The sequence below is a fragment of the Sphingopyxis sp. BE235 genome, from assembly GCF_031457175.1.
Classification (GTDB): domain Bacteria; phylum Pseudomonadota; class Alphaproteobacteria; order Sphingomonadales; family Sphingomonadaceae; genus Sphingopyxis.
Genome location: NZ_JAVDWC010000002.1, coordinates 663,047 through 682,133 on the forward strand (window position 1 = coordinate 663,047; position 19,087 = coordinate 682,133).

At 65.0% G+C, this 19,087-nt stretch carries 14 protein-coding genes; 5 read left to right on the forward strand and 9 right to left on the reverse strand.

Features of this window, described 5'->3' with window-relative positions; genetic code table 11:
• Positions 1-2 precede the first annotated feature (2 nt).
• From J2X38_RS10400 to glk, 3 genes are all read right to left on the reverse strand, one after another.
• The gene (locus tag J2X38_RS10400) at positions 3-1,376 is read right to left on the reverse strand and encodes an aspartate aminotransferase family protein (RefSeq protein WP_310253783.1); all 1,374 of its coding nucleotides are present in this window, start codon (positions 1,374-1,376) and stop codon (positions 3-5) included.
• A gap of 199 nt (positions 1,377-1,575) precedes the next feature.
• Entirely contained in the window at positions 1,576-2,316 is a 741-nt protein-coding gene (locus J2X38_RS10405) for a gamma-glutamyl-gamma-aminobutyrate hydrolase family protein (protein WP_058538432.1), read from the reverse strand.
• Between the two features lie 77 nt (positions 2,317-2,393).
• On the reverse strand, positions 2,394-3,365 hold the full coding sequence (gene glk / locus J2X38_RS10410) for a glucokinase (protein ID WP_058538431.1): 972 nt from the start codon (positions 3,363-3,365) through the stop codon (positions 2,394-2,396).
• A 152-nt stretch (positions 3,366-3,517) separates the two neighbouring features.
• On the opposite strand from glk, the gene J2X38_RS10415 reads away from it, so the two are divergent.
• The 5 genes from J2X38_RS10415 to J2X38_RS10435 all read left to right on the forward strand — a co-directional run bounded on the left by J2X38_RS10415 (position 3,518) and on the right by J2X38_RS10435 (position 12,152).
• Positions 3,518-4,369: a class I SAM-dependent methyltransferase gene (locus tag J2X38_RS10415; RefSeq protein ID WP_310253786.1), complete on the forward strand. Its 852-nt coding sequence runs from the start codon at positions 3,518-3,520 to the stop codon at positions 4,367-4,369.
• Positions 4,370-4,484: 115 nt separating this feature from the next.
• Positions 4,485-7,700, forward strand: coding sequence for an autotransporter domain-containing protein (locus J2X38_RS10420; protein WP_310253788.1), 3,216 nt, complete (start codon positions 4,485-4,487; stop codon positions 7,698-7,700).
• A gap of 498 nt (positions 7,701-8,198) precedes the next feature.
• Positions 8,199-8,720, forward strand: coding sequence for a sigma-70 family RNA polymerase sigma factor (locus tag J2X38_RS10425; RefSeq protein ID WP_310253790.1), 522 nt, complete (start codon positions 8,199-8,201; stop codon positions 8,718-8,720).
• Positions 8,710-9,642 carry a FecR domain-containing protein gene (locus J2X38_RS10430; RefSeq protein ID WP_310253792.1) on the forward strand — a complete coding sequence of 311 codons (933 nt, stop codon included), beginning with the start codon at positions 8,710-8,712 and terminating at the stop codon, positions 9,640-9,642. The genes J2X38_RS10425 and J2X38_RS10430 overlap by 11 nt, the downstream gene beginning before the upstream one ends.
• Before the next feature lie 2 nt (positions 9,643-9,644).
• The gene (locus tag J2X38_RS10435) at positions 9,645-12,152 is read left to right on the forward strand and encodes a TonB-dependent receptor (RefSeq protein WP_310253795.1); all 2,508 of its coding nucleotides are present in this window, start codon (positions 9,645-9,647) and stop codon (positions 12,150-12,152) included.
• A 144-nt stretch (positions 12,153-12,296) separates the two neighbouring features.
• Here J2X38_RS10435 and J2X38_RS10440 read toward each other — a convergent pair whose 3' ends face one another.
• From J2X38_RS10440 to yghU, 6 genes are all read right to left on the reverse strand, one after another.
• Entirely contained in the window at positions 12,297-13,436 is a 1,140-nt protein-coding gene (locus tag J2X38_RS10440; RefSeq protein WP_310253796.1) for an acyl-CoA dehydrogenase family protein, read from the reverse strand.
• A gap of 102 nt (positions 13,437-13,538) precedes the next feature.
• Positions 13,539-14,732 carry an acyl-CoA dehydrogenase family protein gene (locus tag J2X38_RS10445; RefSeq protein WP_310253798.1) on the reverse strand — a complete coding sequence of 398 codons (1,194 nt, stop codon included), beginning with the start codon at positions 14,730-14,732 and terminating at the stop codon, positions 13,539-13,541.
• A 170-nt stretch (positions 14,733-14,902) separates the two neighbouring features.
• Positions 14,903-15,796, reverse strand: a complete 894-nt coding sequence (locus tag J2X38_RS10450; protein ID WP_310253800.1) for a PAS domain-containing protein — start codon at positions 15,794-15,796, stop codon at positions 14,903-14,905.
• Positions 15,797-15,916: 120 nt separating this feature from the next.
• Positions 15,917-17,545: a TadG family pilus assembly protein gene (locus tag J2X38_RS10455; RefSeq protein WP_310253802.1), complete on the reverse strand. Its 1,629-nt coding sequence runs from the start codon at positions 17,543-17,545 to the stop codon at positions 15,917-15,919.
• 2 nt (positions 17,546-17,547) lie between these two features.
• A complete protein-coding gene (locus J2X38_RS10460; protein ID WP_310253805.1) occupies positions 17,548-17,991 on the reverse strand; it encodes a TadE/TadG family type IV pilus assembly protein in 444 nt (147 codons plus the stop codon).
• Positions 17,992-18,161: 170 nt separating this feature from the next.
• A complete protein-coding gene (gene yghU / locus J2X38_RS10465) occupies positions 18,162-19,037 on the reverse strand; it encodes a glutathione-dependent disulfide-bond oxidoreductase (protein WP_310253806.1) in 876 nt (291 codons plus the stop codon).
• Positions 19,038-19,087: the final 50 nt, after the last annotated feature.

Sequence of the window (19,087 nt, forward strand, 5' to 3'; positions counted from 1 at the left end):
GTTTAGAGCGCGCGGAGTTTCGGCAGCACCTCATCGAGAGATTTGCGGATGATGGCAACCATCTCGTCGATCTGCTCGGTCGAAATGATCAGCGGCGGGCACATGACCAGGCTGTCGCGGATGCCGCGCACCATCAGCCCGTTCGCGATACACGCATCGCGCGCCATCGGTCCCGCTGCCCCCTCGGCCCCACCGAAACGCGCGCGCGTTTCCTTGTCGGCGACGATCTCGACCGCCCCGAGCAGCCCGATCGAGCGCGCTTCACCGACGAGCGGATGATCGTTCAACGTGGCGAGCGCCTTCGCAAGATGGGGTCCGGTGATGCTCCCGGTGCGCTCGACCAGTCCTTCGCGCTCGATGATCTCGATATTCTTGAGTGCGACCGCGGCCGCGACCGGATGGCCCGAATAGGTGAAGCCGTGGACGAAATCGCCGCCGGTCTTGAGCACTTCGACGACATGCGCCGCGACCGCGGTCGCCGAAATCGGCAGGTAACCCGACGACAGCCCCTTCGCCATCGGCATCAGGTCGGGGGTGAAGCCCATCGTCTCATGCCCCCACATCTTGCCGGTGCGCCCGAACCCGCAGATCACCTCGTCGGCGACGACGAGCAGGCCATATTTGCGCGCCACCGCCTCGACCTTGGGCCAATAGCCCTTGGGGGGAATGATCACGCCGCCGGCACCCTGCACGGGTTCGCCGATGAAGGCGGCGCAATTTTCGGGGCCGACCTCGAGGATCTTGTCCTCGATCGCCTGGACGCACGCGTCGCAGAACTCCTCCTCGGTCATCCCCTGCCCTTCGCCATAAGCATAGGGCTGGCGGACATGCTCGACGCCGGGGATCGGCAGGTCGCCCTGCACGTGCATCGCCTTCATGCCCCCGAGCGAAACGCCCGCGACGGTCGAGCCGTGATAGGCGTTCCAGCGGCTGATGAAGACGGTGCGTTTGGGTTCGCCCTTCAGCTTCCAATAATGGCGAACCATGCGGAACACCGTGTCGTTCGCCTCGCTGCCCGAGGCATTGAAGAAGATATGCGGCAGGCGATTGCCGGTCAGGCTCGCGATCTTCGCGGCAAGCGTCACCGTCGGCGGCGTCGCGGTCTTGAAGAAGGTGTTGTAGAAGGGCAGCTCGCGCATCTGCGCCGCCGCCGCCTCGACCAGCTCCTCGCGGCCATAGCCGACGTTGACGCACCACAGGCCGGCCATCCCGTCGAGGATGCGGTGCCCGTCGCCATCGTGGATATAACAGCCCTCGGCGTGCGTGATGATGCGGCTGCCGCCAAGTTTTTCGATCTCGGCCCAGTCGGCTTGTGCTGGAAGATGGTGCGCGACGTCGAGGCGGCGCAGTTCGGCGATGTCGTGATTGCGGGGCATATTTCTGATCCTGATCTCCCCTCCCTCATAGGGAGGGGTCGGGGTGGGTAGGCGCGAAGCGCCGAGAACGTCGAAGGGAAGAGCGCTCGCCTTTGGCGAGCCACCCACCCCTAACCCCTCCCTTTTGGGGAGGGGAATCCAGGTCAGGGAGAGAAGCAGAGCCGCGCGAGATAGCGATCGTAACGGGTGACGCGCCGGTTCATAGCTCGCCCCGCAGCGCCTGTCCGAGCAGGCGGAAATAGGTCTGGCTCTCTTCATTGCCGTCGACCGCCCATTCGGGGTGCCACTGGACTGCCAGCAAGGGTGCGCCGTTTGGCCGCGCGCTGAAAGCCTCGACCAGTCCGTCGGGCGCGCGCGCCTCGACCGACAGGCCGTCGGCGAGCCGTCCGATGCCCTGATAATGGACCGAATTCACATCGAGCGATTCCGCCCGATAGGCCGACGCCAGCATGCCGCCATCGACGAGGTCAACATGATGCCGATGATCGAACATCGCATCGAACAATGTCCCGTCAGGGGTATGGTGGCGCAGCAGTTCGCCGTTCGTCGCGGTGTCCCGGCGCAGCGTGCCGCCAAGCGCGACATTGATGTCCTGGAACCCGCGGCAAATGCCGAATAACGGCCTCTGCGCCGCGATCACCGCCTCGACCAGATCGCGCATCATCCGATCGCGATCGGGATCGAACGGCCCCTCCCCTGCATCTTCCTCACCATAACGTGCCGGCTCGACGTTCGATGGCGAGCCGGTGAGCAAAACGCCGTCGAGCCGACCGACGATCTCGTCGGCGCGCATATAGTCCGGAAGCGACGGAATGAGCAGCGCGGCACAGTCGGCATGGCGCATCGCGGCCTTCGCATAACGGTTCATCACCGCCTGCGCATATTCGGAGCCGACCTGCCGGTTACAGGCGATGATGCCGAGGACGGGACGGGCGGACACGAGCGATGGAATCCTTCAGAAATCGAAGTTCCATTGCTGCCGATTTTCGCCGCCCGATGCCAGCGGTATTTGCGGATTCAGGTGTATTGGCGCGCGAACGCCGCCGCGGCACCAAACAGGCCGGGCTGTGGATGGGTGATGAGCTTTACCGGCAGCGCGGACATAAAGCCTTCGAAACGCCCCTTTTCGATAAAGCGTTCGGGGAAACCCGAACGCACCAGACTGTCGCGGATGCGCAAGCCCAGCCCGCCCGCAACGACCACCCCACCGGCACCTTGCGCCAATGCAAGGTCGCCCGCGACGCTGCCGAGCGACAGGCAGAAGCGATCGACCGCCGCCGCCGCCAGGCTGTCCTCGCCGCTCAGGGCATTGGTCCAGATCGCCTTGTCGTCGAGCCGCGGGATCGCGCGCCCTTCAAGCGCCGCCAGCGTTTCGTAGATGTCGACGATTCCCGGTCCCGACACGATGCGTTCGATCGACACGCGCCGATGGCGTTTGCGCAGCCGCGCGAGGATCGCATCCTCGATGCTGTCCAGCGGCGCGAAGTCGATATGTCCACCCTCGGTCGCCTGGACGCGATAGTCGGCACCGTCGCGCCAGACATGCGCAACGCCAAGGCCGGTGCCGGGGCCGATGATGGTGATCGTCCCGGTCGCGGGAAGCTGCTCGTCAGGACCCGTCAACCGCTCGAAATAGCTGTCGTCGGCCTGCGCGACGGCATGACCGACCGCCTCGAAATCATTCACCAGCGCATATCGATCGACGCCCAGCTTCTCGTTGATCAAAGCCGGGCGGATGATCCACGGGTTGTTCGTGAAGCGGATGATCTCGCCGCGTGTCGGCCCCGCGATGGCTATCGCAACCGCCCGCGGCAAAGTTCCGCCCTGCTGACGTTCGAAATCCTGCCAGGCGGTTTGGAAACTTGCATGGTCCTTTGTATGGAGCGTCGTCGCCTCGCCGAGCGCCAGAACGCGCCCGCCTTCGATCTCGGCAATCGCAAAGCGCGCGTGCGTGCCGCCGATGTCCACCGTGACGATCTGTTCGCTCATGACTCTCCCTTGCCGGTCCCACGCGGCCGGTCCTGCCGGTGGAATGTCGCATGGCCGGGAGCGATGCAACAGGGCATAGCTATTCGGACGAGCCTTGCGCTCGGCCGGAGATTGGCGTAGTTGCGAATTATTCGCAATAAAGGAGCAAGCGCATGTCCGATGTCGAGACCGTCCCCACGCATGACTGGAACGGCGACAGCGGAACACGCTGGGCCGCGAACCTGGCGCGGCTGGATGTGATGCTCGAGGACTTCGGCAATGCCGCGATCGCAGCGGCCGATGCGCGGCCCGGCGAACAGGTTCTCGACATCGGTTGCGGATCGGGCACCTCGACCTTTCCGCTTGCAGAGCAGGTCGGAGCCGGCGGCCACATCCTTGGCGTCGACATATCGGAACAGCTCGTCGAGATCGCCCGCGCCGCCGCCCCTGCTGGCGCGCCCGTCGAATTTCGATGCGCCGATGCCGCGACCGCCCCGCTGCCCGCAGGAAAGTTCGACCTTCTCTTCTCGCGCTTCGGCGTGATGTTCTTCGACGAGCCCGTTGCGGCCTTCACCCATATGCGCCGGACCCTGAAACCCGGCGGACGGCTGGCGTTCGTGTGCTGGCGCGGGGCGCAGGAGAATGACTGGGTGCGGCTGCCGATGGCGGCGATCCGCGACATCGTGCAGCCGGTGCCCGCCGATCCGAATGCCCCCGGACCCTTCGCCTTTGGCGATCGGCAAAAGGTCGCGGATATTCTCTCGGCAGCAGGCTTTACCGCGATCGACATCACGCCCTTTGACACGAGTATTTCCTATGGTCGCGGCGCAACGCGCGAAGAGGCGATCGACGATGCACTCGACATGGCGTTCCAGGTGGGTCCGCTATCGCGCGCGCTCGCCGACCAATCCGACGATATTCGCGCGAAATCAGCGGCAGCTGTCCGTGCGGCATTCGTGAAACGCCTTGGCGAGACGTCTGTGCAGATCGACGGCGCGGCGTGGATTGTGACCGCACGGAATTAGCCGCGCTTAGACCGCGCGCGATTGAGGTGATTTTTTTCCAAGGCTGCGCCGACACCGCTCCGTCTTGTGATTGTCGCCGGGAAGACATCCCGGCCCCGATCTCAAGAGGAACCCGATGCGCAAAACCTTGCTGGCCTCCACCTGCCTGGCCACCCTCATTTCGACCGCCGCCTATGCCGAGACGACGATCAGCACCGCCACTACGGCGCCGGTGCGGACATCGACGATCAAATCGGGCGCCGCCGACGACATCAAGATCGTCGCAGCGGGTTCGATCAAGCCCACCGTCACGGGCCCGGCAGTCACCATCGACAGCAATCACAAGGTCGTTAACGAAGGCACGATCGAGTTCAGCAACGTCGACGGCGCCACGGGCATTCTCGCGAATGCCGGCACGTCGGGCGGAATCACCAACAGCGCGAGCGGCAAGATCACCATCGGCGAAACCTATGCGCCGACCGACATCGACAATGACGGCGACATCGACGGCGCGTTCGCTATCGGCAGCAACCGCGTCGGCATCGCGACCGCAGGCGCCTTTACCGGCAATATCGTCAACTCGGGCGCGATCGCGATCGAGGGCAATAATTCGGCGGGCATCCGCCTCGGCGGGCCGCTGACCGGAAATTTCACCAACGACGGCACTATCAGCGTCATCGGCGACCGCGCGCTCGGCGTCGGGATGCAGGATGTGACGGGCAACGTCCGCCTTGCCGGCACGATCAGCGTGCAAGGCGTCGACGCGATCGGCGCGCGGCTCGCCGGCAACATCAACGGCGCACTGGTCGTCCAGGGCAATCTGACCGCCACCGGCTACCGCTTCACGACGCCGCCTGCCGATCCCTCGAAGCTCGACGCCGATGACCTGCTGACCGGCGGCAACGCGCTATCGATTGAAGGCAATGTCACCGGCGGCATCGTCCTCGCCGCCGCGCCCAAGGACACGAAGCCCGACGACAAGGACGAGGACAAGGACGGCATCGACGACGACAAGGAAGGAAACGCCGTCGTGCGCTCCTTCGGTTCGGCCGCCGCGATCCGCATCGGGTCAGCCGACCGCGCCGTCACAATCGGCCCCGTCGCCGGAACGGGCACCGGCCTTGGCCTCATCATCGACGGCGCCGTGCTCGGCAACGGCCTCTACGCCGGCAAGGACGGCAACGGCATGCAGATCGGCGGCCTCGGCGGTGCGGTCACCATCGCGGGCGGCATCGGCATCGGTGCCACCGGCAGCGTGACGGCATTGTCGAAAGACACGGCGGCAACCGCAATCCGCTTCGGCAGCGGTGCGACCACCCCCGAACTTCGCAATGCGGGCAAGATCGAAGCGACGACCGGCGGCAATGCCGCGGGTGCAGTTGCAACCGCGGTGCTGATCGAGGCGGGCGGCGACGTCCCGCTGATCCGCAACAGCGGTTCGATCACCGCCAAGACGGGCGGCGACAATGGCACGGCGCGCGCCATCCTCGATCTGTCGGGCAAGGTCGGCACGGTCGAAAACAGCGGCACGATCAGCGCCACCGGCGCCCTCGCCTCCTCCGACCGCAACATCGCGATCGACCTGTCGGCGAACAACAACGGCGCGACGGTCAAGCAGACCGCGGTCGCTGCGGGCATCACCGCCCCCAGCATCGTTGGCGACGTCCGCTTCGGTGGCGGCAACGATGTGTTCGATATCGCCGATGGCTCGGTAAAGGGGAACGGCTTCTTCGGCGCCGGCAACAACAAACTCGCGCTGTCGGGTGACGCGACCTACGCCGGCAACGCCCGCTTCGGCGCTGGCAGCGACACGATGACGCTGGCCGGCACTTCGAAGTTCACCGGCCTGGCGGACTTTGGCGGCGGCGCCGATACGCTGACAATCGGCGGCACCTCGATCTTCTCGGGCACGCTCGCCAATTCGCAGGGTCTGGCGGTTTCGGTCGCTGGCGGCACCTTTGACGTCGGCGGCGCCGCGACGATTTCGTCGCTCGCGATCACCGACAAGGGCACGCTTGGCGTGATGCTCGATACCGGTACCACGGGCACCAACCTTCAGGTCAGCGGCAACGCCAGCTTCGGGGCTGAATCGAAGCTCGCGCTCAAGCTGTCGAGCCTCGAAAAGGCCGAGGGCCAGCATATCGTGCTGACCGCGGGGACGCTCACCGGCGCGAGCAACCTCACCGCATCGCAGACGTTGCTGCCCTTCCTCTACAAGGGCACGCTGACATCGAACGCGACCCAGCTGATCGTCGACGTATCGCGCAAGACCACAACCGAACTCGGGCTCAACCGTTCGGAATCGAGCGCGTTCGACGCGGTGCTCGACGCGGTGGTAGCCGACCAGAAGATCGAGGACGTCTTCCTCGGCATCACCGACGGCGAGCAGTTCCACAACCAGCTTGGCCAGATGCTGCCCGAACATGAAGGCGGCGTCTTCGAAACCGTCACCTCGGGCTCGCGCGCGCTGTCGCGCTACCTGCAGGACCCCAACGCACCGTTCCAGGACGAGGGCAAATGGGGTTATTGGGTCAACCAGGCCGTCTGGGGCACGTCGAAAGGCGTCGGCAACACCGCGAGCTATGACGTCAGCGGCTGGGGCATTTCGGGCGGCGCCGAAATCAAGAGCAACTTGGGCAACTTCGGCGGCTCGATCGCTTACCTCAGCGGTAAGGATGGCAACGGCAGCAACGCCAATGAAGTCAGCACCAGCCAGTTCGAAGGTGCGCTGCACTGGCGCCTGCGTTCGGACGGTTTTATGGCGAGCGCCCGTGTTTCGGGCGCGCCGATCAGCTTGAAGGGCACGCGCATCTTCCGCGCTGAAGCCGGCGCCGATGACATCGAAAAGACGATGAAGGGCAAGTGGGACGGCACTTTGTGGTCGGCCTCGGGTTCGGTCGCTTACGACACGCGCGTCGGCGGCCTGAGCTTCCGCCCGATGGTCGCGGTCGATTACTTCAAGCTGAAGGAAGACGGCTATCAGGAAACCGGCGGCGGCGACGCGCTCGATCTCACGGTGCTGAGCCGTGATAGCGATGAGCTTGCCGTGTCGGGCACTGTCGCCATCGGTCTCGATTTTGGCGGTGCCGACGAATATGACGGCTGGACGCGTTTCGAACTCGAAGGCGGCCGCCGCCAGATCGTCAGCGGCACCCTCGGCACGACGACGGCGTCGTTCAAGAACGGCACGCCTTTCACCCTTGTTCCTGATGATCGCACGAGCGGCTGGGTCGGCCGTTTCCGTGGCATCGCCGGAAATTCGGCCTTCCAGGTCGCTGGCGAAGTGTCCGCGGAAGAACAGCAAAGCCATATCGGCTGGGCTTTCCGTGCGAGCTTGCGGGTCGGCCTCTAGCCCCCCGGCCGGCCCCGCCCGCAAGGGGGAAGCGTAACCCCTACCCACGCTTCCCCCTTGCCTAGGGTCAGGACCTACCAATTGCGCGATCGAGGTTTGAAGCGATTTTGTTCGGTGCGAGGAGGCAAGGCGCAGGAATATGTCGATATTTCCAGACTTGCCGACGACGCAATGGACAAAATCGGTCAAATCCCGAAGGGACGCCGAAATGGCTTCGATCTCGTGTCCGCGTGACCTTGCGGGTAGCGATGCTACCCGCGGCGGCCACCCGAACCCGATATCTTCGCCATTTCGACGCCTCGATCGTGCAAATGGTAGGTCCTGACCCTCGAGAAATGAATGAACGAACCGATGCTTGCACTTGCCACCGCTCCTCTCTTTCCGCCGCAGTTGCGCGGCTGGGCAATGGCGCTATATGACGGCGTCATCAGGGGGACGTATGGCGCAGGGCGAAGCGGCGCTTACCGACAGAAGATGGCGTTCCAAAGCAAGCAATCCATGACCGAGTCGCGTGATCGAACCGACGCCGCCCAAGGCATCGAAGGCGTATTGCTCGCCAACCGGGATCGTATCGTCCGCTTTCTGGAAGTGCGCGGCGCGGGCGACGGCGCCGAGGATTTGTTCCAGGATTTGTGGATGCGGTTGACCGACCGCAAGACTGGGCCCGTCGCCGAGCCAATGCCCTATATCATGCGCGCCGCGAACAATTTGATGCTCGATCGCTATCGGTCGGCGCGCCAGAGCGATCTGCGCGACAAGGCATGGGGTGAAGCCGCCGCGACGCAAAGCCCCTCGACCGAAACCTCGTTGATCTCGCGCGAACAACTCGCGCTCGTCGAAACGGCGATCACCGCGACCGGCGAGCGGCCGGCACGCATCTTCCGCCGGTTCCGCGTCGACGGCCAGAATCAACGCGATATCGCCAGTGAAATGGGGGTCAGCCTGAGCACCGTCGAAGCCGATCTGCGCAAGGTCTATGCGGCGCTCGCCGTGATCCGGAGGCAGTTCGATGCAAGCTGACGCGACAAACGCCGAAGCGCGCGCCATCGACTGGCTGATCCGCCAGCGCGACCCCGCTTTCGACGACTGGGACGGCTTTGCCGACTGGCTTGCCGAGGATCCGGCGCACAATGCGATCTACGACGCGGTCGCGAGCCTGGACCGCGATCTCGACGCCCTGCCCGCGGCGCCCAAGCCATCGGTCGTGATTGTGCCCGATGCGCCGCGCCGCCCGTCGCGGCGCGCCTGGTTTGGCGGGGCAATGGCCGCGGCACTGGTCGGCGCTATCAGCCTGTCGGGCCTCGGCCTGTTCGGAACCGAAGGCCGGATCGAAACCAAGGCCGGCGAGCATCGCACCATAGAGCTGGCCGATGGCTCGAAGATCGAGGTCAACGGTGCCTCGGTGATCGAGATCGACAAGGAGCGACCGCGCTTTGCCCGGCTGGAATCGGGCGAGGCGATGTTCCATGTCGTCCACCGCGACGATGATCCGTTCGTGGTCGAAACGGGCGGCGCAAAGATCGTCGACCTCGGAACCGCGTTCAATGTCGTGCGCCGTGACCGCCAAACGTCGGTCGCAGTGTCGGAAGGCATCGTCCTCTACAATCCCGACCGCGACAAGGTCCGCCTCGTTGCCGGCAAGGGCATCGAAGCGCGCGATGGCGACCGTCAGCCCCCGGTCGTCCAGGATGTCGACGTGGCCAGCATCGGCGGCTGGCGGAGCGGCCTGCTCGTCTACAACGGCACGCCGCTCGCCGTCGTGGCCGAGGATCTGAAGCGGACCGCCGAGATGCAGGTCCGTATCGCGCCCGAGGCAAGCGATCTGTCGTTCCGCGGCGCCTTGATCATCGACAAAAACCGGAACCGCACGATCGCCGATCTTGCCGCGCTGTCGGGAACGAAGGCCGAGCGCCAGGGCGATGGCTGGATATTGACCCGCTGAGCATGCACCCGCGCCTTTCCCTCGCCGCAGCAGCGATAGCGCTGTGCCTGCCCGCGCAGGCGCAGGCGGCGGAGGAACGCGCGTTCGACGTGCCCAAAGGCAGCCTGTCGACCGCGCTGCCCGTCATCAGCCGGCAGGCCGGGGTCAGCATCAGCGTCGGCGATGCGAAACTGTGGCAGGGCCGCGTCAAACCGGTGCGCGGGCGGATGAGCGTCGAAGAAGCGATCCGCCGCCTGCTCGCGGGGTCCGACGCGCGCGCCGTAAGGGTCAGCGCGACGAGCTGGCGTATCGAGCGTCGCCCTGCCCCCGCCCGTGTCGCGCGGGCGGCACCGGCACCGCGACACGCACCGCAGCCAAGGGCACGCGAGCCATCGCAAGATGCGGTCGCGGCGGCGCAGGACGAAATCATCGTCACCGCGTCGAAGACCGACTTGCCCCTTTCGCACTTCGCCGGCGTCGTCACCAAATTGGATGGCGGCGATTTGGCGTTTGGCGGCGAGCGCGGGATGGATTCGATCCTGTCGCGGACCGCGACCGTGTCCTCGACCCATCTGGGTTCGGGGCGCAACAAGCTGTTCATTCGCGGGATAGCCGATTCAAGTTTCACCGGACCGACCCAATCGACCGTCGGCCAGTATCTCGGCGATATCCGGCTCAGCTATAACGCGCCCGACCCGGACCTGCGCCTCTACGACATCGACAATGTCGAAATCCTCGAAGGGCCGCAGGGCACACTCTATGGCGCCGGGTCGCTCGGCGGGATCATCCGCGTCATCCCGAAAGCCCCCGACCCGCGCGAGATGACGGTGCAGGCGATTGCCGGCGTCTCGATCACCCAGCATGGCGACCCCGGCGGGGATATCGCCGCGATCGCCAATATCCCGGTCAGCGACAACGGGCACGCGCTGCGCCTCGTCGGCTATATGCTCACCGACGGCGGCTATATCGACAATCCGTTGCGCGGGCAGAACGACGTCAACCGCGTGCATGTCCGCGGCGGGCGCGGCACTTTCCGGTTCGAGGCGGGTGACGACTGGACGGTCGACCTGGGCGGCGTCTATCAGGCGATCACCTCCGACGACGCGCAATATGCCGACAAGGATGGCGCGCCGCTCACCCGTAATTCAATGGTCGAGCAGAATGCGACCGCGCGCTATGGCATGGGCACCGTCGTCGTGATGAAGGACTGGGACGATCTGCATTTCCAGTCGTCCAACGCCTATATCGATCACCGGCTGTTCGAACGCTTCGACGCCAGCCTGCCCGAAGCGCGGCAAGGGACCGATATGTCCAGCGGCGGCGTTCCCGCGCCGCCTTCGGTTGGAAGCGTCGATGTCGAGCGCCTGTTCGCGCCGGTCCAGGTCATTCCGCTGAACGATGTTCCGCGCGTGCTCGACCAGCATAATGCGACGCGCATGTTCGTCAGCGAAAACCGCCTGTCGCGCCCGTATCGCGACGGCCTCGGCTGGGTGATCGGCGCCAGCTTTATCGACAATCGCGCGCGGCAGGACCGCGAATATGGCTATGGCCCGCTTCGTGCGACCCTGCCCGGCGTGACCAACAAGATCACCGAATTCACCGGCTATGCCGAGGCGACCGTCGAGGTGATGCCCGACCTGATCGCATCGGGCGGCGTTCGCCTGTCGCACGCCAAACTGGGCGGCGCGGCCGAGGGCGTCTCCTATGCCCTCGCGCAGGCCAACCGTGCGGCGACCGCATCGCGTAAAGAAACCGATTTGCTGCCGTCCTTCTCGCTGCTCGCGACGCCGCTCCACAATGTCCGGCTCTATGCGCGCTATCAGGAAGGTTTTCGTCCTGGCGGGCTCGCGGTCGACGGCAATTTCGTGCGGCGTTTCCTCAACGACCAGGTCCGCACATGGGAAGCGGGCATGCGGTTCAGCGACAAGGGGCAGAGCCTGCTAGACGCCAGCATTTCGATTTCGCACAGCCGCTGGCGCAATATCCAGGCCGATTTCATCGACAGCACGGGCTTCCCGACGACCGCCAATATCGGCGATGGCCGCATTACCAGCCTGTCGGGGGCGGTCGCGATGCGGCCGACCGCTGCGCTCACCTTCGAACTCGGCGCGGTTTACAATCATAGCCGGGTCGACGATCTCGCGCCGCAGATCCTGCCGGTGTTCGACGCCGCGCCGGGCCGCCTCGGACGCATTCCCAATGTCGCGAGCCATGCGGTGCGCGGGTCGGTCAATTACGCCACCGTCATCGGTGACGAGGATTTCCGCGTGAACGGCTGGGCCAATTATATCGGCCCGTCGCGGCTCGGTATCGGGCCGGTACTCGGCGAAAGTCAGGGCGACTATGTCGATACCGGGGTTGCGATGCGCGTTGGCAACGAACGACGCGGCCTGTCGCTGACGCTCACCAATCTCTTCGATTCGCGCGGCAATCGCTTTTCGCTCGGAACGCCGTTCCTTGAGGGGAATGAGGGCTTCCTCACGCCGCTCCGCCCGCGCACGCTCCGGATCGCCGTCGACGTCGCTTATTGAGATCCTCCCTGTGTCGCAGGCATGGGAAGGTGGCAGCCCCGAAGGGCTGATGGAGGGGCTAAGGACGCGACGTCGCGGCCCCTCCACCATTCGCTTCGCGAACGGTCCCCCTCCCCATCGCTACGCGACAGGGAGGATAGGCGGTCAATCCGCCAGCGTGATCCGCTCGTAGCGGTCCATATGATGGTCGGCGCTGCCGAACTGGCCTTCGATCATCGTCGCGCGCTTGAAATAATGGCCGATCGCCAGTTCCTGCGTGATGCCGATCCCGCCATGCGTCTGGATTGCATTCTGCCCGACAAAGTTCGCGCCGCGCGCGACCTTCGCCTTGGCGGCCGAGACCGCCGCCATGCGCTCGTTCGCGGGCAGACCCAGCTTCAGCGTTCCCATGATCGTCATCGAGCGCGCCTGTTCGACTTCCATGAACATGTCGACCATGCGGTGCTGGAGCACCTGGAACTTCGCGATGGGCACGCCGAACTGCTTGCGCTGCTGCGTATATTCCAGCGTGCCTTCGTGCAGCTTCTGCATCACGCCGGTCGCTTCGGCGCAGACTGCAACGGTCGCCTCGTCAACGATCTGTTCGATCAGCGGCAGGCCGGTGCCCTCGCCGCCGAGCAGCGCATCGCCGGGGATCGCGACATTCTCGAAATAGATTTCGGATGCGCGGCTGCCGTCGACCGTCGGATAGTCGCGGCGGACGATGCCCGGCAGGTTCGCGTCGATCAGGAACAGTGACACACCATCACGGTCGCGCGCATTACCGCCGGTGCGCGCGGTGACGAGCAGATGCGTCGCCCAAGGCGCGGCATAGACGACCGATTTATGTCCGCTCAGCACATAGCCCGGGCCGTCCTTCTTCGCGGTGGTGCGCAGGTTCGCGAGGTCATAGCGGCCCTGCGGCTCGGCGTAAGCGAAGGCGATGATCGCATTGCCCGCGATGATCTCGGGGATCATCGCATCGGCCTGCGCGCCGCCGACGGCCTTGAGCGCGCCGCCCGCGATGACAACGGTCGGCAGATAGGGCTCGACCCCGATGACCTTGCCGAGTTCCTCCATCACGATCGCGTTTTCGAGCGCGCCGCCGCCAAGGCCGCCATGCTCTTCGGCAAAAGGCGCGCCAAGCATGCCGAGTTCCTGCGCAAGCGCCGTCCAGATCGCTGGATCGCGACCCGCGTCGCTATTGATGAACTTCTGGCGCGTTTCGAAATCATAGGTGTCGCCGAGGAAACGGGCGAGCGTGTCGCGGATCATGTCCTGCGTTTCGGTGTAGGTGAAATCCATTTTTTATCCCCGTCGCCCCCGCGAAGGCGGGGGCCGCTGTAGGTTTATGCTGCGGCGTCAGGTCAGGCCGATGCGGCCCCCGCCTTCGCGGGGGCGACGCGTTCAGAGACCCAAAACCATCTTCGCGATGATGTTGCGCTGAATCTCGTTCGACCCGCCATAGATCGTCGTCTTGCGCATGTTGAAATAGGTCGGCGCGGCGCGATGCGCATAGTCCGGCCCGATCGGATGCTCGTTGTCGCCTTCGCCGAAACCGCGGAAATAGGGCGCGCCATAATGGCCGACGGCTTCGAGCGTCAGCTCGGTCAGCCGCTGCTGGATTTCGCTGCCCTTGATCTTGAGCAGGCTCGATTCCGGCCCGGGACCGCGATTTGCGTTGGGGCCGGCAAGGCTGCGCAATTCGGTGAATTCCAGCGCCGCCAGATCGACTTCCAGCTCGGCGACCTTGCGCTTGAAAAAGGCGTTGGCTAGCAGCGGCTTGTCGCCGTCGAGTTCGGTGCGGGCGATCGCCTTCACCTTCTCAATCCCGCGCTTCGACGCCGCGACGCCGGCGATGCCGGTGCGTTCGTGCGCAAGCAGGAACTTGGCGCAGGTCCAGCCCTTATTCTCTTCATAAACGCGCTGCGATTGCGGCACGCGAACATCTTCGAGCCATACTTCGTTGACTTCATGCTCGCCGCCCAATGTGATGATCGGGCGCACGGTGATGCCGGGCGATTTCATGTCGATGAGGAGGAAGCTGATGCCTTCCTGCTGCTTCGCTTCCTTGTCGGTGCGGACGAGGAAGAAGCCCCAGTCGGCGTGCTGCGCCAGCGTCGTCCAGGTCTTCTGCCCGTTGACGATATAGTCATCGCCATCGGCGACCGCCGTCGTGCGAAGCGAGGCAAGGTCGGAGCCCGAACCGGGTTCCGAATAGCCCTGGCACCACCAATCCTCGCCCGACAGGATGCGCGGCAGGAAATGGGCTTTCTGCTCGGGGGTGCCAAAGGTGTAGATCACCGGGCCGACCATCGCGAGGCCAAAGGGCATCAGGCGAATGCAATCGGCGCGCGCGGTTTCCTCGGACCAGATGAAGCGCTGCGTCGGGGTCCAGCCGGTACCCCCATATTCGACCGGCCATGCGGGTGCGATCCAGCCCTTTTTATACAGGATCTTGTGCCAGGCGAGGAAATCCTCCTTGGACATCTCTTCGCCCTCATCCTGCTTGTCGCGCAGGTCGGCGGGGTAATTTTCGGCGATGAAGTCGCGCACTTCCTGCTGGAAGGCGAGATCTTCGGGGCTGAATTCCATGTCCATCACGAATCTCCCATTGGGCAATGGCGCACTTATACTGAGCGCTCACCTTTACGTAAACGGAAAGTTGTCGCTTGCAACCTTCCTTCCCCGATGATTGCGCTTAACATCCCGGCTTGTCCAGCATGCGCAGCCGCCCCCTTCAGCGCCGCTATCGAACGTGGAAGCTGGTTTCAGTGGCGCGTGACGAGCACCACCGCGCCGTCGCTGGCATAAGGCCCGCGAACCTCGGCTATCGTCAGGGCAACGTCGACGACCGAGCCGTCGCGCGTCACCATCTGCGATGCGACGTGTGCGGGGACGCCCGACCGAAAAACCGATTCGAGCGCCTCAACGAACGCCGACCGCTGCCCAACCGCGAGCAGCGCCGAAAAGCGGACACGCCGGATCGCAGCCGCATCGACTCCGAGCAGGTCGGTGAGCATGGCGTTCGCCGCCTCGACTGTTTCGCGCACCGAGATGCGGGCGTGGCCGATGCCGCCATCGATCTCGACGGCATCAAGCATCGCCTGCCGCATATCGCCGGCGGCAAAGCCCTCGATCGCGTCGCTGACATCGCGCAGGACGATAGCGCCCCCGACCGGCAGGGGAACAAGGTCGACATGCAGCCATTGGCGCGGACGAAGCATGCCGGGGACGTCGCCAGAAAATCGCTCGCGATGGTCGAGCAGCCGGTTGATGTGATGAAAGATCAGGCTATCGCGGAGACCCGGAATTGCGGCCATCAACTCTTCCCCGATCAAACCGGCGGCCGCGGTCTCCAGCATATCCGAAGCCGCGGGGTTGAGCGCGGCGATACGCCGCTGGCGGTCGATCAGGATCACGCCATCGCGGACCGATTCCACCAGACCGGCAAGCGAGGATTGCAATATGTCGGATGCCGCCGCGACCTCTCGCGCCACATCGCGGTCGAGACGGCGGTAGTCGTCGAGCGAAATAAGCACATGCGCATCCTTGCCGTGATGCGTCACGACGACGGGCTTGCGCGCCGACTGCAATCGCCAATTGGCAAAGCCGCGGATGAAATCGGCCGCCGATACGCGCTGTGGTTCCTGTGCCGTTGCCACCATATCCCCCTGAAAACCGGTCAGTCCCTTGCCCCTATAGCGCGGCGCCGGCCTGCTTTCGGTCGGGAAGGGATCAATCGGCGGGCGGTCATGTCCAGAACGGCGCCATTGCGCGGGAGATCAGACCAGTCGCGCTTTTCCGCAGCGCAGCGCGTTGACCCGCGTATCGGCCTGCCCGACATGAACCCCGAGCAGGCCGGTGAGGTCCGACAACACGGTGTCGAGCACCGGCGCAGCCAGCGCCACCGTCTCGCCGATCACCGTCGTCAGTGGCTTCAGGTTCAGGCCTAGCCCGAGGACGTTGACGTCGAGGTCCATCCGGTCCGAAAGCGATTTCGCGGCGCCCGCGACCAGGCCGGTGCTCGACACGGTCTTCACCTTGCCGTCGTCGATCTCGGCGCGCGAAAATGCGACCGGCTTCTCATTGAGGTCCGACAGGATGAGTTCGGCCTCCGCATCGACGCTGACGAGCGGCAAGGTGACGACGCGCGCCGGCGCCGGATCCAGCGGGCGCTTCATGTCCTGAAAATCGCTGTCGGGAACCGTCCCGATCGCCACCATCGCTGGGGAAGTCACGACGCCAAGCGACACCGCAGCGCTGCTGTTCGGCCGGCAGTCGATGTCGGTGACCCGCGCCGACGCCGACCCCAGTTCGGCGAGCACGGGAAGATGGACGCTGGCGAGCGGCGTCGCGACGCGCGTGTCGATTTTCAGCCGCACCTGCGCAGTGCGGACGACGACATCATTGGTGTCGGTCACCGCGATCAGCGGCGAGCCCACCGGCGGCTCGCCAATCATGAGCGCGATATTGACCCCCGATCCGCCCGGCAGGCTGCCCGCCAGCGACAGGTCGACCTGCCGGTTCGCATTGCCGAGCAGCAGCATCGTGCGCAGCAGGCCGAGCGCGTTGACCTTTACCGGGTTCGCCGCATCGACCCGGATGCTCGACGACCGCGGGCCGAGGTCGATCGCACGCGACGGCAGCAGGGTGCGCGGCAGCGCGCGATCCGCGATATGCTCGAGCGCGGTCGCCGCCTGTCCGTCCGACGCGCTGGCGAGCGCCGCCACGACTTGCGGCAACGTCGCCTGCGTGTCGAGCGTCTGGCCAAAGGTCAGCACGTCGGCGTTAAGTTCGGTCCGCAGCGCATCGGAGAAAGCCAGCAGATCGATATCGGTGCTCGCGAGCGCATTATAGTCCATCACCGACAGGTTGACCTGGCTGCCGGTGAGGCTCGACAGCAGCGCATTGGGAAGGCCGCCGTTCACCGCTGCGACCCGCGATCCGAGCGAAAAGGCCGCATAGCCGCGCCGGGCGCCGGTCGCGGTCGCGCGAATGATGCTGTCCTGCCGGCCCGTCAGAAAGCTGCCGAAGAATAGCGGGCGATCGCGCGTCAGCGTTATGCGCACGGCGTTCGGCGACGCACCGCCGCCCGTAAAGCGCTGTTCGGCCTGGATCGACGGATCGGCGGTGTAAGTGCCGGAGTCGAGCACCGCGATACGGATGCCGCAATCGCAATTGGCGGCGATGATCCGCTCCGCCGCCGCGCGCTCCTCGCCGGGCCGCCCCGCCGCCGCCATCGCCGCAGCATCGGCGATGCCCTGCAATTTGCGGCGGTCGAGATAGAGCGAGCCGAGATCGACCGCAAATGCCGCCGACCCGATCAGCATCGTCATGCCGAACGCCGTCGTGATGCTGATGCTGGCGCCGCGGTGGCGGACAATACGGCGAAGAAGGGACAGGATCGCCATGATCAATCGACCGGCAATTCGAACGTCGCGCGGGCACGGATGACGTTGCCCGGCGACGGAACGAAGCTTGATCGCAAGAGGCTGTCCTGCGGAACGGTGAAGGTCACAGCGACGGTGATCGCCTCGGTCGTTTCGGATACGGCGACACTGTGCGTGCCGTCGACCGCCTGCAGGCTGCGGCCGACCGCGCGCGATGCGACCGCGCTGCGGTCGGCCGCGTCGAGACCGACGATCGACGCGCGGGCGCCGTCGTTGGCCGCCTGCTGCACGCTATGCGCGAGCATGAAATATTGGCCATAGACCAATATCCCCATCAGCAACGCGAGGAGCAGCGGCAGCACCAGCGCCATTTCGACGATGGCGGCGCCACGCTCCCCGCGTGCCAGGGTAAGACCCGTCAGGGCGATTTTGCGGACGCGCCGCGAAAGTCGGATGGAAGCTGTCATGCCGGCAGAATGGCCGCCCGCAAATGAAAGCGGCGTCGAGAGAGCCCGACGCCGCTTTTGCGTATTTTGCAGGATTATTCGGCGCCGGAACCGGGCGGATTTGGTGATGGGCTGCCTATCGTTGAAGAACCGCTAATTTCGGCGCGGCGCCTCCAAACGAATAATGTGAATTATTCGGCGGCCTCCAGCTTGTCCTGCGTGCGCAATTCAAAGTCCGACGCGTCGTGCCGCTCGCGCAGCTTGCTCGCCGGATCGCCCGTCACGCGGTTGACCATCCGCCCGCGCTTGACCGCCGGGCGCGCCGCGATCTGGTCGGTCCAGCGCTGGACATTCTTATAGTCATCGACCTGCAGGAATTCGCCGGCGTCATAGACGAGCCCCTTGGCGAGCGCGCCATACCAAGGCCAGATCGCCATATCGGCAATCGTGTAGTCGGCACCCGCGATATATTCGCTTTCCGCGAGGCGGCGATCGAGCACGTCCATCTGGCGCTTGACCTCCATCGCATAGCGATTGATCGGATATTCCTGCTTCGTCGGCGCATAGGCATAGAAATGGCCGAAGCCGCCGCCGAGGAAGGGCGTGCTGCCCATCTGCCACATCAGCCACGACAGCGCCTCGGCACGCTTCGCGGTTTCGGTCGGCAGGAAGGCGCCGAATTTCTCGGCGAGATGGATCAGGATCGCGCCAGATTCGAACACGCGGATCGGCTCGGCGCCGCTGCGGTCGACGAGCACCGGGATCTTGCTGTTCGGATTGGCCGCGACATAACCGCTCGAAAACTGGTCGCCTTCGCCGATATTGATCAGCCATGCGTCATATTCGGCGCCGCCATGTCCCGCCGCGAGCAGTTCCTCGAGCATCACGGTGACCTTCACGCCATTGGGCGTGCCGAGCGAATAGAGCTGTAAGGGATGCTTGCCGATCGGCAGCTCCTTGTCGTGCGTTGGTCCCGCGACCGGACGGTTAATATTGGCGAAACGCCCGCCGCTTTCCTTGTCCCAGGTCCAGATTTTCGGCGGCACATACTCGCTATTATCGGTCATGGAGAACTCCTGGGCTGATTTTTGTACTGACCGGTAACTTAAGCGGCGAT

Excerpts from the sequence above, each read along its gene's own strand:
- J2X38_RS10430 (WP_310253792.1), top strand. The coding sequence starts at position 8,710 with ATGCAAGCTGACGCGACAAACGCCGAAGCGCGCGCCATCGACTGGCTG.
- J2X38_RS10455 (WP_310253802.1), bottom strand. The coding sequence starts at position 17,545 with ATGGCGATCCTGTCCCTTCTTCGCCGTATTGTCCGCCACCGCGGCGCC.
- J2X38_RS10435 (WP_310253795.1), top strand. The coding sequence starts at position 9,645 with ATGCACCCGCGCCTTTCCCTCGCCGCAGCAGCGATAGCGCTGTGCCTG.
- J2X38_RS10425 (WP_310253790.1), top strand. The coding sequence starts at position 8,199 with ATGACCGAGTCGCGTGATCGAACCGACGCCGCCCAAGGCATCGAAGGC.
- J2X38_RS10415 (WP_310253786.1), top strand. The coding sequence starts at position 3,518 with ATGTCCGATGTCGAGACCGTCCCCACGCATGACTGGAACGGCGACAGC.
- glk (WP_058538431.1), bottom strand. The coding sequence starts at position 3,365 with ATGAGCGAACAGATCGTCACGGTGGACATCGGCGGCACGCACGCGCGC.
- J2X38_RS10460 (WP_310253805.1), bottom strand. The coding sequence starts at position 17,991 with ATGACAGCTTCCATCCGACTTTCGCGGCGCGTCCGCAAAATCGCCCTG.
- J2X38_RS10440 (WP_310253796.1), bottom strand. The coding sequence starts at position 13,436 with ATGGATTTCACCTACACCGAAACGCAGGACATGATCCGCGACACGCTC.
- J2X38_RS10445 (WP_310253798.1), bottom strand. The coding sequence starts at position 14,732 with ATGGACATGGAATTCAGCCCCGAAGATCTCGCCTTCCAGCAGGAAGTG.
- J2X38_RS10420 (WP_310253788.1), top strand. The coding sequence starts at position 4,485 with ATGCGCAAAACCTTGCTGGCCTCCACCTGCCTGGCCACCCTCATTTCG.
- yghU (WP_310253806.1), bottom strand. The coding sequence starts at position 19,037 with ATGACCGATAATAGCGAGTATGTGCCGCCGAAAATCTGGACCTGGGAC.
- J2X38_RS10400 (WP_310253783.1), bottom strand. The coding sequence starts at position 1,376 with ATGCCCCGCAATCACGACATCGCCGAACTGCGCCGCCTCGACGTCGCG.